Source organism: Rhodococcus sp. WB9 (assembly GCF_007558985.1).
GTDB classification, from domain to species: domain Bacteria; phylum Actinomycetota; class Actinomycetes; order Mycobacteriales; family Mycobacteriaceae; genus Rhodococcus_F; species Rhodococcus_F opacus.
The window spans coordinates 2,196,961-2,210,682 of sequence record NZ_CP041769.1; the positions used below are offsets into that span (position 1 = coordinate 2,196,961).

Here is a 13,722-nt window from a genome sequence, read left to right on the forward strand (position 1 = left end):
GCGCGCAACCTGTAACGCGGAGGAACGGCTACATGTGACGGGCATCACAAACTGAGCTGGGAAAACGTCGAACCCACTTTTCGTCTCGGTTCAATCTCGTCCCTGAATGCGCGTGTCACAACGCGGGGGAGGCAGTGGGTTAGCGCTAGCGTCGGCCTGTGGCGTCATCAACTCGATCTCCGGACGGGCGTAGGGCCGAGCCCGAACGTATTCCCTCGTCCGGCGGCACCGGGCTGACGGCCGTCGAGGAGCCCGATCCCGCCCGTGCGCGCCGGGGGTGCGTGCTCGCTGTTGTCCTGGGTCTCGTCGGGGGTGTGGGAGTGGCCTCGGCGCCCGTGCTGCACGCCGTCCGTTCGGCCGACGGGGTGGCCGCGCCGTCGGCGATCGGCGCAGCCGCGCTGTGGGCTGCGGTCTTCGCCGTCGCGGCACCCGTTCTCGCCGTCCCCGCGGTTCTCGCCCGGCGCACTGCGGTGGCGGGTGCGCTGCTGGCCGGTGCCGGTGCGGTGTCCCTCGGCGCTGCCGTGCTCGACACACAGCTGTGGACGGACGCGATCGACGCCAATCGACTCGAACTGTTCCGGCCCGAGACGGCGGCCGAGCTCGCCGCCGGGTCCGGCGCGTACGCCGCCCTCGCCGGACACCTGCTGATCGCCTTCGCCGGCCTCCTCGGCATGGTCGCGGTCCACCGGGAATCGCTGATGGACGGTTACGGCGACGCCCGCAGCTCCGAACAGGTCGGACGGGCGACGGGCGCCCGTGTCGGATTCCTGCCGTCCGCGGTCGCGGTGGTCGCCGCCGTCGTGCTCGTCGGCGCGCTGTTCGCGCCCGCCTTCGTATCCGAGGATCCGGTCATCCTCGTCCCGACGGTCGTCGAGTCGGATCTGGCTGCGTCCGCGGGCGCCGGGGTCCTGGCGGCGGCCGTTCTGATCGTGGTCGCCTCCGCACTGGCGTCCATCTCGCCGCCCGTGGCGTCCGGTGCGCTCGTCGGGGCAGGTCTGGCCGCGCTCGGCGTGGTCGGGACGCGCCTGGTGGCCGGACTCGCCGCGGGCGAACGGATCCAGCCCGGGCCCGGCGCGGTGTGGGGGACCGTCGGCGCCGGTGTCCTCGTACTCGTCGGTGTCTGCATCCCGATGGTCGACCGGGCTCGCGACACCAGGATCCTGAAGACGCTCGCCACCCCCTCGTCGTCCGCGCCTGCTCAGGGCGGCCAGGCGAAGAAGGGGGCCGTCACCCCGTCCGCGAAGGGCGTCGCCAAGGCGGCGCTGCGAGCCGAGGCCGCCGCTGCCCGCGCTCGGATCGCCCGCTGGCACGTCGCCGCCGGGACCACCGGAATCGTCACCGCCGTGCTGGCCGCCGCCGGTGCCCTGCTCCCCGTCCTCGACATTCCGGCCGACGCCGTGCGCCCCGACATCTACGCCACCCGGGTCGTGCTCGTCGCCGCCCTCGTGCTCGTCGTCGGCTGCGTCTGGCTGCTGCTGTCGGAGTTCGCCTCCACCGTCCGGCCCGCGGTCGGAGTGCTGTGGGTGACGATCCCGTTCTCCGTCGCCTCGGTGTCGCAGTCCGTCGTGCTCGCCGCCGACGTCCCCGGAATCGGCGCCGGAATCGGTGCCGCGCTGCTGTGGTGTGCGGCCGTCACCGCCGGCGTCACCGGCGTGCTGACGTGGTTCGCCGGTTCGGCGGAACGCGAGGAGATCGACACGTCCGAGGAACCGTCCACCTCGATCGCGGTCCTCGCGGTCGGGGGTCTCGGGGCGGTCGCCGCGTTCGTCGGACTGGGACTGCCGCTCTTCCACGGGACCGATGCACGCGGCGACGACTACGCGCCCGCGTCGTTCGCGGAGTTCCCGTGGAACCTCGACGTGTGGGGGCGCGTCCTACTGGGCGTCGCGGTGGTCCTCGCAGTGATCGTCGCCTCACGTGCCCGCCCGGCCCGGGCGGTGGCACTCCTGCTCGGTTCGGCCGTTGTGGTGGGGGTATACCTCCTGTCGTGGCCGCTCACCGCGGCCCGGGTGACCGATCCCTCAATGGGGGCCGGTGTCGTCCCGACAACCGTGGGCATAGTGTTGATTGCGGCTGCCGCGGCCCTCACGACACGCAGCAGAAATCGGTGAGGTCCGCCCCGTCGACCGCGGTGAGGCTCGCCTCAGTACTTCTGGTGAGGCTCGCCTCAATGCGTGTTATCGCGTGATGTGGACCACATAGCAGACACGCGGCCGCAGACCGGGCCCGGCAACTGGTTAAAGTCCAAAACAGACCCGCTCCTACCCCTCGAGCGGGTGTCAACGCAGACGAGACGGTGAGCAGATGGATCTCTTCGAATACCAGGCGAAGGAACTCTTCGCCAAGCACGAGGTGCCGACTTCGGCTGGGCGTGTTACCGACACGGTCGCCGGCGCACGCGAGATTGCCGAAGAAATCGGCAAGCCCGTGATGGTCAAGGCGCAGGTCAAGGTCGGAGGCCGCGGCAAGGCCGGTGGCGTCAAGTACTCCGCCGACGCCGATGCCGCCCAGGCCAACGCCGAGGCGATCCTGGGCCTCGACATCAAGGGTCATGTCGTCAAGAAGCTGCTGGTCGCAGAGGCGAGTGACATCGCCGAGGAGTACTACATCTCATTCCTGCTCGACCGCACAAACCGCACCTACCTGGCCATGTGCTCGGTCGAGGGTGGCGTCGAGATCGAGGTCACCGCCGAGGAGAACCCCGACGCTCTCGCGAAGATCCCCGTGGACGCCGTCAAGGGTGTCGACCTCGCGTTCGCGCGCAGCATCGCCGAGGCAGGAAAGCTGCCCGCCGAGGTGCTCGACGCAGCGGCCGTGACGATCCAGAAGCTGTGGGAGGTCTTCATCAACGAAGACGCTCTCCTCGTCGAGGTGAACCCGCTCGTCCGCACGCCGGACGACCAGATCCTCGCACTCGACGGCAAGGTCACGCTCGACGAGAACGCTGCGTTCCGTCAGCCCGGCCACGAGGCGTTCGAGGACAAGGACGCCACGGACCCGCTCGAGCTCAAGGCCAAGGAAAACGACCTCAACTACGTCAAGCTCGACGGTGAGGTCGGCATCATCGGTAACGGCGCCGGCCTGGTCATGTCGACCCTGGACGTCGTCGCCTACGCCGGTGAGAAGCACGGTGGCGTGAAGCCGGCCAACTTCCTCGACATCGGTGGCGGCGCCTCCGCAGAGGTCATGGCGAACGGCCTGGACGTCATCCTGAACGACGCGCAGGTCAAGAGCGTGTTCGTGAACGTTTTCGGTGGCATCACCGCGTGTGACGCGGTCGCCAACGGCATCGTCGGCGCCCTGAAGACGCTCGGTGACGAGGCCAACAAGCCGCTGGTCGTCCGCCTGGACGGCAACAACGTCGAAGAGGGTCGTCGTATCCTCGCCGAGGCCGCCCACCCGCTGGTCACGGTCGTCGGAACCATGGACGAGGCCGCCGACAAGGCTGCCGAGCTGGCCTTCGCCGCAAAGTAAAGGGACTCAAAAAACATGGCTATCTTCCTGACCAAGGACTCCAAGGTCATCGTCCAGGGCATCACCGGCGGTGAGGGCACGAAGCACACCGCGCTGATGCTCAAGGCCGGCACCCAGGTCGTCGGCGGTGTCAACGCCCGTAAGGCCGGCACCACCGTCACCCACGACGGCGGCGTCGAGCTGCCCGTCTTCGGCACCGTCGCCGAGGCCATCGAGAAGACCGGCGCGGACGTCTCCATCGCGTTCGTTCCCCCGGCCTTCGCCAAGGACGCCATCGTCGAGGCCATCGACGCGGAGATCCCGCTGCTCGTGGTCATCACCGAGGGCATCCCGGTGCAGGACTCGGCGTACGCCTGGGCGTACAACGTCTCCAAGGGCAACAAGACCCGCATCATCGGACCCAACTGCCCCGGCATCATCACCCCCGGCGAGTCGCTGGTCGGCATCACCCCGGCCAACATCGCGGGCACCGGCCCGATCGGTCTCGTGTCCAAGTCCGGCACGCTGACCTACCAGATGATGTTCGAGCTGCGTGACTTCGGCTTCTCCACCGCCATCGGCATCGGCGGCGACCCGGTCATCGGCACCACCCACATCGACGCCATCGAGGCGTTCGAGAAGGACCCCGAGACCAAGGTCATCGTGATGATCGGTGAGATCGGTGGCGACGCCGAGGAGCGTGCCGCCGACTACATCAAGGCGAACGTCACGAAGCCGGTCGTCGGCTACGTCGCGGGCTTCACCGCCCCCGAGGGCAAGACCATGGGCCACGCAGGCGCCATCGTCTCCGGTTCCTCGGGCACCGCGCAGGCCAAGAAGGACGCCCTCGAGGCAGCCGGGGTGAAGGTCGGCAAGACGCCGTCCGAGACCGCTGCGCTCGCTCGCGAGATCCTGCAGAGCCTGACCGTCCAGGCCTAGGCGCTCCGCGCTCGTGCGCCTTTTTGGTAGCTCCCGCTACCGGAAAGGCGCACGGGCCGTTCAGGCATCGACCCACATCTCCCCGGCCGGATCGAGTGTCCCCGTCCCCGACGTGACGGCAGCGACCAGATCGGCCAACTCCGCCGAGTCCCGCGCCGCGAGGGTGAGGACCGCGGATTCCCCGTATGTCGTGTCCACCACGACGACGCCCCGCCCACGCAACTCCGACTCGACGCGTCCCGCCTCGGCGTGGCCGACGGCGAGGGTGTGCAGGTGGCGAAGTTCCCTCCGCACGAGGGGTGCGGCCTCGACCGCTGTGGCCACCGCGCCGGAGTAGGCGCGCACCAATCCGCCCGCGCCCAGCTTGATTCCCCCGAAGTACCGTGTCACGACCACCGTGACGTCGACGAGATCACGGGCCTTGAGTACCTGCAGCATCGGAATGCCCGCGGTGCCACCGGGTTCGCCGTCGTCGCTCGCACGCTCGACCCGGTCGCTGGGGCCGTTTCCGATGATGTACGCCGAACAGTGGTGTCGCGCATCGGGATACGCCCGCCGCCGATCCTGGACGAAGGCCTGCGCCGCCTCGGCGTCCTCGACGCGCCGCAGTGCGGCGATGAAACGTGAGTGCTTCACCTCCGTCTCCAGGGTGAGATCGGCGGTGTGGGGAGCGAGGGTGTACGGCACCGAACCATTGTCTCCTGCGCTGTTCCCGGCGCCGCGGGCCGCGAGTGACGGCAGTGACCGACGGGTATACGTAGGCTAGCGTCGGAAGAGCGCACGCAGACGACCACTTGTCGACTAGGAGAAGTCATGACGTTCACGCCCGGAGGACCGAGTTACGGTCCGCCCGCGCAACCGACTGCAGGGGGAGAACCGAAAGGCCTGGGCTTCTTCCTTCTGATCGGTGTCGCAGTTCTCGGTGTCCTCAACCTACTGCTCGGGTTCGCCCCGTACGCCACGTTGGCGCGAGAGTCCGTGAACTCGTTCGAAGCCAACACGGACGGGCTCGGCCTCCTGTTCCTCGGTGGTCTCCTCGCGGCAGTCTCGCTCCTTCCGAAGCAGTCCTACGCGGGCGCGGCAGCGGCGGCGTCCGTCGCGGGCTGGGTTGTCGCGTTGTTCGTTTTCCTCAACGTCGACGCGGATTCGGGTTGGGGCGCAATCCTGATCCTCGTTCTCGGATTCATCCAGTCGGCCGTGGCCGTCGCGGCCACGCTGTTCGACATCGGACTCCTGAAGCAGCCGGCGCCCAAGCCGGCCGCAGCCGCGGGCTTCGGTCAGCCCGGTCAGCCCGGTCAGGCGCCGCAGGGTTACGGCCAGGGCGCCCCGCAGGGCTACGGGCAGGGCCCGCAGCAGTCGTACGGACAGCCGCCCCAGGGCTACGGTCAGAGCGCCCCGCAGGGCTACGGGCAGAGTCAGTCGCAGCCCGGCTACGGCCAGCAGAACCAGCCCGGCTACGGCCAGCAGGGTTACGGCCAGCAGGGTCAGCCCTCGCAGAGCCAGACCGGCTACGGTCAGGGCTACGGGCAGCCCCAGCAGCCGGGTTACGGAGCCGCGGCGGGTGCCGGGTCCGCGTCGTACGACGCCCCGACCACCGCCTACCAGCAGCCGCAGTACCAGGGGTACTCGCAGCCGTCGAGCCCGTCGCAGTCCACCGGAACGCCCAGCTCGCAGTACCCGGCCGGCACCAGTTACGGTTCCGCGCAGCACGCGGCGCCCGCGTACGGCTCGCAGTCCGAGTCGTCCCCGGTGGAGCGCACGCTCGAGTACGGCGAGCAGCCTTCCACCGAGGCGAAGTCGGCAGACTCGGCCGAGAAGTCCGAATCGGAGGGCTACAGCGCGCCGACCCAGGCGTTCGACACGCGCGCCGACAGGGATGACAAGTAGCGGCCCAACCAGCAGGTGGCCTCTGACCCAACGTGGTCGGAGGCCACTTCTGTGCGGCGCGCCTGACCGCCGCCGCGGAGTCGGAGTGCCACTCTCGAGGGGATGAGTTCTTTGGTTGATCGTGCGCAGCGCGTCGCACAGGGAGCACGACGGCGAGCCGTCGGTGATGACGAGCGGCAAGTCCCGCGACAGCGACCCGTGCCCGACGCCGACGAGATGCGGGCGCTGCTCGCGGTCGCGTTCCGGCCCGCGGGCGTCACCGTCGTCCTGTTGTCCGCACTCATCGTCGTCACGCTGGTGGCGGCGAACAGCGACCTCACCGGAACGTTCGGTGCCATCGCGGCGTCGTGGCTGGCGATTCACCAGGTGCCGTTGACGATCGACGGCACGTCACTCGGTGTCCTCCCGCTGATCCCGACAGCCGGGATGATGTGGGTCGTCGCCCGCGGATGCGCCGCCGTGGTGCACCCGGCGTCCTCGCGGCGGCACGCTCTGCAGGTGATCGGCGCTGCGGTGGCCGGACCGCTGGTCGTGACGGCCATCAGCCTCGCCGTCATCGCGGACGCGTCGGCGGTCATCCCGTTGTCCTCCCCGAACGCGCTCGCCGCGTTCGGGTGGGTGCTGTTCGTGCACCTGCTTGCATCGGCGATCGGTGTGACGGTCGCGATGTGGCCGACGCTCGGTGCGCAGGTTCCGTCGTGGGTCCGGGACGCGGTGCGGCCGGGACTGCGCGCGTTGACGGCGATTCTCGGTGCCGGCGCGGTCATGGTCACGATCTCGCTGCTGATGGAGTGGTCGACGGTCGGCTCGCTGCTCGAACGCGGCGACGGCGTCGTCGGAATGCTCGGACTGACGATCCTGTCGGTGCTGTACCTGCCGAACGTCGTGGTGGGTGCCGCGGCCGCGGTCATCGGAGGGACCGCGCAGATCGGGGACGTCTCGGTCAGCGTGTTCGGGAACGTCGGTGGTTCGCTGCCGCCGTTGCCGCTGCTCGGCGCCGTTCCCGACGGGGTGTCGGGTGGTGCCTGGCCCGCGCTGCTGGTGATTCCGTTGCTGATCGGTGTGATGCTCGGATGCGACTGCGGGCGTCGCGTCGCCGGGCAGGAAGCGCTGTTCACCGTGCTGACCGCCGCCGCGGGGGTGGGCGTGGTGACGGCGGTGCTCGGCCTCGTGTCCGGCGGCAGGCTCGGCGCATTCGGAACGGTCGAGCTGCACTGGTGGGCGTTCGGACTGCTCACGTTCGCGTGGCTCGGACTCGCGGGCGCGGTGACAGCGGTGGTCGTGGCCTGGCATCGGAGCCGGGGCGCCGTGGACGAGGACGACGCCGACACCGAGGACGAGGAGCCGCATCTTCCCGGCGCGGAGGAGGTTCCGGCGATCGCCGCCCCGATCACCGAGGAACCGGCGGTCGCCGAACAGGTCGCGCCGAGTCGGGTGATCGAAGCCGAACTCGTCGACGAGACCGAAGCGCCGGCAGCGCCGGTTGCACCGCAGGACACCGGCGCCGAGGCCGAGGTCGTGGTGGACGCAGAGGTCGAGGAAGACACGCCGACGGACGAACCCGAGGGGTCCGCAGACGCCGCCGAGAGCCCGGAACCCGACCTGCCCCGAGGGCCCGCAACCCCCAGCGACTAGGCTCTTGGTCGGTCGACGATGCGACCGCCCCCATTTTTTGCCCGTCTTTCGATTCACCAGGCCTTTCGATTGTTCAGGAGTAGTGCGCTGACTTCCTCGCGTGACCACCTGAGGCCCACGACCGGTTCGCCGGCGCGGATCGTCGTACTCGCCTCCGGTGCGGGAACCCTCCTGAGGTCGCTGATCGAAGCAACACACACGGACGGGTATCCCGCTGAGATCGTCGCCGTCGGCGTCGACCGCGACTGTGATGCGACCTCCCACGCGAACGTGGCGGACATTCCCCACTTCCGGGTGAGCCTGCGCGACCACGCCGACCGTGCCGCCTGGGACGTCGCGCTGACCGAGGCCGTCGCGTCCCACCAGCCGTCGCTCGTCGTGTCGTCGGGTTTCATGAAGATCCTCGGTCCCGCCTTCCTGGAGCGCTTCGGCGGTCGCATCATCAACACGCATCCCGCGTTGCTGCCCGCATTCCCCGGCGCGCACGCGGTCCCGGATGCCCTGGCCTACGGCGTGAAGGTGTCGGGATCGACCGTCCACCTCGTGGACGCCGGTGTCGACACCGGCCCGATCCTGGCGCAGGAACCCGTGCCTGTGCTCGACGGCGACGACGAGTCGACCCTGCACGAGCGCATCAAGACTGTGGAGCGACGGTTGTTGGCGGACGTCATCGCCGCTGTCGCCACCCGTGGAGTTGTTTCCGATGGACGAAAGGCCGTGATCCCCAGTGAGTGAACGCAAGGCAGTACGCCGAGCGCTCGTCAGCGTCTACGACAAGACCGGTCTGGTCGAACTGGCTACGGGCCTGCACAAGGCAGGCGTCGAGCTGGTGTCGACAGGGTCGACTGCAGCGAAGATCGCCGACGCCGGCATCCCGGTCACCCCCGTCGAGGCGCTGACGGGCTTCCCCGAATGCCTCGAGGGCCGGGTCAAGACGCTGCACCCGCGGGTGCACGCCGGCGTCCTCGCCGACACCCGGAAGCCGGAGCACCTCGCGCAGCTCGAGGAACTCGGCATCGAGGCGTTCCAGCTGGTGGTCGTGAACCTGTACCCGTTCACGCAGACCGTCGCATCGGGTGCGACCCCCGACGAGTGCGTCGAGCAGATCGACATCGGCGGACCGTCCATGGTGCGTGCCGCCGCGAAGAACCACCCGTCGGTCGCGGTCGTGGTGGATCCCGCCCGCTACGACGACGTGCTCACCGCGGTCGCCGACGGCGGTTTCACGCTGCCCGAGCGCACCGCCCTCGCTGCGCAGGCGTTCCAGCACACCGCGTCGTACGACGTCGCGGTCGCCAGCTGGATGACGTCCACGCTGGTCGAACCGGGTGACTCCCAGTTCCCCGAGTGGGCAGGCGCCACCTGGGACCGCTCGGCTGTCCTGCGGTACGGCGAGAACCCCCACCAGGCCGCGGCCCTCTACGTGAACCCCGCCGCCCCGGCCGGTCTGGCTCAGGCGGAACAGTTGCACGGCAAGGAAATGTCGTACAACAACTACACCGACGGCGACGCCGCCTGGCGTGCGGCGTTCGACTTCAGCGAGCCGGCCGTCGCGATCATCAAGCACGCGAACCCGTGTGGCATCGCGGTCGGAGCCGACATCGCCGAGGCACACCGCAAGGCGCACGCCTGCGACCCGGTCAGCGCATACGGCGGAGTCATCGCCGCGAACCGCGAGATCACCGTCGAGATGGCCGAGCAGGTCGCCGAGATCTTCACCGAGGTGATCATCGCCCCGTCCTACGCGGACGGTGCGCTCGGAGTGCTGCAACGCAAGAAGAACATCCGCGTCCTCCTCGCCGAGGCACCGACCGCGACGGGAATCGAACTGCGTCCCGTGTCCGGTGGAGCGCTCCTGCAGGAGCGCGACGTGCTCGACGCCGAGGGCGACGACCCGGCCAACTGGACGCTGGCCGTCGGCGACGCCGCCGACGAACAGACCTTGAAGGATCTCGAGTTCGCGTGGCGCGCGTGCCGATCGGTGAAGTCCAACGCCATCCTGCTCGCTTCCGACGGTGCGTCGGTCGGCGTCGGCATGGGCCAGGTCAACCGCGTCGACTCCGCGCACCTCGCGGTGCAGCGGGCCGGTGACCGGGTGGTCGGGTCGGTGGGCGCGTCGGACGCGTTCTTCCCGTTCCCCGACGGACTGCAGGTGCTCGCGAACGCCGGCGTCAAGGCAGTCGTGCAGCCGGGTGGTTCCGTCCGCGACAACGAGGTGATCGATGCGGCCAAGGAAGCCGGCGTCACCATGTACCTGACGGGCGCGCGGCACTTCGCGCACTAGCGTTCGACGACTCTCGAACGGGCCTTGGCATCATGCCGGGGCCCGTTCTGCTTCGTCAGGCGGCTGCGGCCCCGTGTGCTCGGGCCGTGCCCTGGAGTTCGCGCGGCGAACCGGTGATGACCACGCGGGCGGCGCCGCGGCTGCGGACCTCGCTGATCAGCTCACCCAGGCCGGCCTCGTGGGCGGCATCGCAGTGCGACAGGTCGAGGGTGACGGCGTACCCGGTGAGATCGTCCGGCAGGTCGAGATACGGGGGAGAGGTGGACAGCTGGTTGATGCGAAGTTTCATGGGGTGCTCCTGAAAGTGAAAGGTAAAAGAAAAGGCACCCGAGGGGTTTGCCCTGGGTGCCCGAGAATGACGTGGTGTGAGTCTCAACATTCTCGGGGTGCGCCGAACTTGGTGATGTGCTTGTCGGCGGAGCAGCGACGCCATGCGGGTACGGATGCGAAGAGCGCGTGAAGCTGCATCATGTCCGTACCTTTCTGCGTGTCGTTGCTGGTTGGTAGATGACCGTACAGCACCGGTTGAGGGTTTGCACTTCCATTATCCGGCCACGGCGCCGAAATGCAGGGTTGAGCAGCGGCTCTTGGCCCAGAGTTGCCGTCCCGTTCACCTCCGCGCACGGATTCGTCAGATGCACCGGCGATTGCGTCGGCGTGTGGCTGATCGGTGCGCATCTGTCGAATCCCACACTTTGGTCACAGGTTGCTTTCGATCCGGCCTCGAGCTGCCCGCACGCACGGTGCAGCTGATTCACTCGGGGCTGATGTGACTCGAGTGGCACCTGTGGAAGGAGAGTGGCGCCCGGACTGCGACGGTGCGCCCATTCCCGTTATGAACCGATTTGCGATCAAGGCCGGCCTCGGCGCCTGCGTCCTGGGTGCGTCCGTGCTCATCCCTGCTCAGGCTTCGGCGGAACCCGCGGCGACGGCGACCGGCACCGAACTGTCCGGGATGACGGTGTTCCTCGACCCCGGACATCAGGGTTCGAGCGAGGGCCACGACCTCGCGCAGCAGGTGAACGACGGCCGGGGCAACACGAAGGACTGCCAGACCAGTGGCATGACGTCGCTGGGCGGGGTGCCCGAGCACACGATCAACTGGAACGTCTCCCAGCTGGTGAAGAGCAGCCTCGAGAGTCTCGGCGCGAAGGTCGTCCTGAGCCGCCAGGACGACACCGGCTGGGGCGGATGCGTCGACGAAAGAGCGCGTGCGGCAAGCGAATCGAATGCCGACCTCGCGGTGAGCATTCACGCGGACTCGACGGCGCAGGGCGAGGACGCGAGCAAGCACGGGTTCCACATGATCATCCCGTCGCTGCCCATTCCCGACGAGAAGGCGGACGCGGCGCAGTCCGGTGGCGGCCTCGAGGCGTCGAAGATGATGCGCGACGCCTACAAGTCGGACGGATTCGTTCCCGCCAACTACGCCGGCGTGAACGACGGCCTCCAGACCCGCGCCGATGTAGCCGGGCCCGCGCTGACTCAGGTGCCGCTGGTGTTCGTCGAGATGGGCAACGGTTCCAACAAGGAAGACTCCGCCCAGCTGGAGAGCACCGACGGCCAGTTGAAGCACGCGATCACCATCACGACGGGCATCGTCACCTACCTGCTGACGGGGTCCCAGTCGGCGCCGGCCGAGGAACTCGCGGCAGCACCGGCGGCCACCACGACGACGCCCGAGGCGAGCGAGGACAGCGCGTCGTCGACCACCACCACCACGACGCCGAAGGCGACCACCCCGAAGGCCACCCCGCAGTCGACGGCCCCGGAGTCGGCGGAGTTCTCCGAGTTGATGGAGATGCTCGCGCCGCTGCTCGAGGTCGAGGGCCTCGACGGGCTCGAGGATCTCGTCAACGACAAGAACCTGGGGCTCGTGTCCGAACTGGCGAGCACACTGATGGCCGTGATCACCGGAGCCGGCGGGAACTGATCACAGAGCGGCGATCCACCTGCTGAACGGTTCGGTGAACTCCGCCGAGTAGGGGAGCGGTTCCACGTAATCCGGTCCGGTGGACGGACGGTCGCCGACGTCCTTGAGGACGTGATTGGCGTTCGTCATCCGCACCGGCGTCAGCGCGGTGTGCGCGAGGGCGTCGTTCAGGCCGTCGACGTCCGCGAGCTGTACCTGGATGTCCTTGGCGGAGCAGCTGGTGAGGACGGGGAACCCGGCGGGCAGCCGGCCGGCCAGTGCGCGCGGGTCGAGAGCGTCCTCCTCTGCGAGGGCCTTCGCGTTGGCATGGACCAGCCCGGCGTTCTGCAACGGTTCCGGAAGGTCGTCGGGGATCGTGCCCGACGTGCGGAGCGATTCGACGGTGTCCGCGAGCGCGAGCCGGAGTTCGTCGGCCAGTTCCACCGGCAGCTGGCCGGTGCCGACGACGGCGTCGAGCTGACCGTGGATCTGTGTGGTGAGCAGGTCGAGGAGCCGGACACTCAGCGGTTCGAGCAGTCCGACGGCGCGCACCCGCGACTCGTCTTCCGCGGTGGCGAGCGCGAGGGCGACGAGTCCGCCGTCGCTGTGACCGATGACGATCAGCTTCGACGGGTCGACCCCGGGTTGGGCGGCCAGGAAGTCGAGGCCCGCGGACGCGGCGTCGACGAAGGTGGTGAATCCGAGACCCCCGACTTCTTCCACCTCGTAGGGGCCGAGGGCGGTCTCGCCGCTGCCGATCTTGTCGTAGCGCAGGCTGGAGATGCCGTGCTGTTCGAGCACGTCGGCGAGATGGCGGAGCGTTCCGATGTCACCGGGGAGCAGGGCGCTGTCGCCGTTGCGGTCGGTGGGACCACTGCCGGCGAGCAGCAGCGCGGCGGGCGCCGACCCGTTCGCGTGGTCGGGGGTGCGCAGGCTGCCGTAGTACGTGACGGCACCGCTGTCGAACGTGATCTCGGTGTCAGGCATGGGGACTGTCTACCAGTTCACGTCGCGCGCAGTCGCCGCACCCGTTGCACCCCTCGCCACGCGAACCACAGCAGGAATGCGAGTAGCGGAATGACGAGCAGCGGAATCAGCAGGGCGATCAGGGATGTGACGAACGAGACCACGTCTTCGATCACCGACACCACGGGATTGGCCAGTCCGCCGGTGGAGGCGGTGCTCACCGCCCGGGTCCCGGTCTGCGCGGTGCTGAACGCCAGAGCGGTGGGCGCGCCGATGACGATTCCGGCGATCGCGGCGGTCGACGGGTCCACGTCCGCGAAGGCCGCCCAGGTCGCGATGACACCCGCCACGGGACCGGTGACGTTGCCGATCACGGACAGCGCGTTGTCGACGAACGGGATGAGATCGGCGGTCAGTTCCACCACTGTCGCGATCGACAGCGCGACCAGCGCCCCGGTCGAACCGAGCCACCGCATCGACTCGTTCAGGGTGATCCCGAGCACCTCGAAGTGCAACGCGGCGCTGAGCATCAGCAACGGCAGGAACGTGCGCAGTCCCGAAGCGGCGGCGAGGCCGAGGCCGAGCAGTCCGGGCAGAACCCACGTCTCCATGCACGGAGTGTAGAAGCTCGGCTATCACGGTAGGC

The 13,722-nt window shown here is 68.9% G+C and carries 12 protein-coding genes; 8 read left to right on the plus strand and 4 right to left on the minus strand.

What is annotated here, in order from left to right; translation table 11 throughout:
- Nucleotides 1-158 precede the first annotated feature (158 nt).
- From FND50_RS10190 to sucD, 3 genes are all read left to right on the plus strand, one after another.
- The gene (locus tag FND50_RS10190) at nucleotides 159-2,111 is read left to right on the plus strand and encodes a hypothetical protein (protein WP_144285673.1); all 1,953 of its coding nucleotides are present in this window, start codon (nucleotides 159-161) and stop codon (nucleotides 2,109-2,111) included.
- Between the two features lie 193 nt (nucleotides 2,112-2,304).
- Nucleotides 2,305-3,474, plus strand: a complete 1,170-nt coding sequence (sucC, locus tag FND50_RS10195; RefSeq protein WP_005238541.1) for an ADP-forming succinate--CoA ligase subunit beta — start codon at nucleotides 2,305-2,307, stop codon at nucleotides 3,472-3,474.
- 15 nt (nucleotides 3,475-3,489) lie between these two features.
- Nucleotides 3,490-4,392 (plus strand): succinate--CoA ligase subunit alpha, encoded by a 903-nt coding sequence (gene sucD, locus FND50_RS10200; RefSeq protein WP_005238543.1) that lies wholly within the window; start codon nucleotides 3,490-3,492, stop codon nucleotides 4,390-4,392.
- Nucleotides 4,393-4,452: 60 nt separating this feature from the next.
- Here sucD and FND50_RS10205 read toward each other — a convergent pair whose 3' ends face one another.
- Complete coding sequence (locus tag FND50_RS10205) at nucleotides 4,453-5,079, minus strand: YigZ family protein (RefSeq protein WP_144285674.1); 627 nt, start codon at nucleotides 5,077-5,079, stop codon at nucleotides 4,453-4,455.
- Between the two features lie 126 nt (nucleotides 5,080-5,205).
- Between FND50_RS10205 and FND50_RS10210 the strand changes: the two genes are divergently transcribed.
- The 4 genes from FND50_RS10210 (at nucleotide 5,206) to purH (ending at nucleotide 10,198) form a co-directional block, all read left to right on the plus strand.
- Entirely contained in the window at nucleotides 5,206-6,279 is a 1,074-nt protein-coding gene (locus tag FND50_RS10210; protein WP_144285675.1) for a DUF5336 domain-containing protein, read from the plus strand.
- 111 nt (nucleotides 6,280-6,390) lie between these two features.
- Entirely contained in the window at nucleotides 6,391-7,914 is a 1,524-nt protein-coding gene (locus FND50_RS10215) for a DUF6350 family protein (RefSeq protein ID WP_144289021.1), read from the plus strand.
- A 69-nt stretch (nucleotides 7,915-7,983) separates the two neighbouring features.
- Nucleotides 7,984-8,649 (plus strand): phosphoribosylglycinamide formyltransferase, encoded by a 666-nt coding sequence (gene purN, locus FND50_RS10220; RefSeq protein WP_144285676.1) that lies wholly within the window; start codon nucleotides 7,984-7,986, stop codon nucleotides 8,647-8,649.
- Nucleotides 8,642-10,198, plus strand: coding sequence for a bifunctional phosphoribosylaminoimidazolecarboxamide formyltransferase/IMP cyclohydrolase (gene purH, locus FND50_RS10225; RefSeq protein ID WP_005571818.1), 1,557 nt, complete (start codon nucleotides 8,642-8,644; stop codon nucleotides 10,196-10,198). The genes purN and purH overlap by 8 nt, the downstream gene beginning before the upstream one ends.
- A gap of 55 nt (nucleotides 10,199-10,253) precedes the next feature.
- Here the strand turns inward: purH and FND50_RS10230 are convergent, their stop codons facing one another.
- Nucleotides 10,254-10,487: a hypothetical protein gene (locus FND50_RS10230; protein WP_005259967.1), complete on the minus strand. Its 234-nt coding sequence runs from the start codon at nucleotides 10,485-10,487 to the stop codon at nucleotides 10,254-10,256.
- A gap of 546 nt (nucleotides 10,488-11,033) precedes the next feature.
- Between FND50_RS10230 and FND50_RS10240 the strand changes: the two genes are divergently transcribed.
- Nucleotides 11,034-12,131 (plus strand): N-acetylmuramoyl-L-alanine amidase, encoded by a 1,098-nt coding sequence (locus tag FND50_RS10240; protein ID WP_144285678.1) that lies wholly within the window; start codon nucleotides 11,034-11,036, stop codon nucleotides 12,129-12,131.
- Here FND50_RS10240 and FND50_RS10245 read toward each other — a convergent pair whose 3' ends face one another.
- Together FND50_RS10245 and FND50_RS10250 are read right to left on the minus strand one after the other, a co-directional pair.
- Nucleotides 12,132-13,097, minus strand: coding sequence for a serine aminopeptidase domain-containing protein (locus tag FND50_RS10245; protein ID WP_007301164.1), 966 nt, complete (start codon nucleotides 13,095-13,097; stop codon nucleotides 12,132-12,134). It lies immediately after the preceding gene.
- 17 nt (nucleotides 13,098-13,114) lie between these two features.
- Nucleotides 13,115-13,687 carry a DUF4126 domain-containing protein gene (locus FND50_RS10250; protein ID WP_144285679.1) on the minus strand — a complete coding sequence of 191 codons (573 nt, stop codon included), beginning with the start codon at nucleotides 13,685-13,687 and terminating at the stop codon, nucleotides 13,115-13,117.
- Nucleotides 13,688-13,722: the final 35 nt, after the last annotated feature.

What these genes read in the sequence shown, in the direction of transcription:
- sucC (WP_005238541.1), top strand. Translation starts at nt 2,305, where the DNA reads ATGGATCTCTTCGAATACCAGGCGAAGGAACTCTTCGCCAAGCACGAG.
- FND50_RS10250 (WP_144285679.1), bottom strand. Translation starts at nt 13,687, where the DNA reads ATGGAGACGTGGGTTCTGCCCGGACTGCTCGGCCTCGGCCTCGCCGCC.
- FND50_RS10245 (WP_007301164.1), bottom strand. Translation starts at nt 13,097, where the DNA reads ATGCCTGACACCGAGATCACGTTCGACAGCGGTGCCGTCACGTACTAC.
- FND50_RS10210 (WP_144285675.1), top strand. Translation starts at nt 5,206, where the DNA reads ATGACGTTCACGCCCGGAGGACCGAGTTACGGTCCGCCCGCGCAACCG.
- FND50_RS10230 (WP_005259967.1), bottom strand. Translation starts at nt 10,487, where the DNA reads ATGAAACTTCGCATCAACCAGCTGTCCACCTCTCCCCCGTATCTCGAC.
- sucD (WP_005238543.1), top strand. Translation starts at nt 3,490, where the DNA reads ATGGCTATCTTCCTGACCAAGGACTCCAAGGTCATCGTCCAGGGCATC.
- FND50_RS10240 (WP_144285678.1), top strand. Translation starts at nt 11,034, where the DNA reads ATGAACCGATTTGCGATCAAGGCCGGCCTCGGCGCCTGCGTCCTGGGT.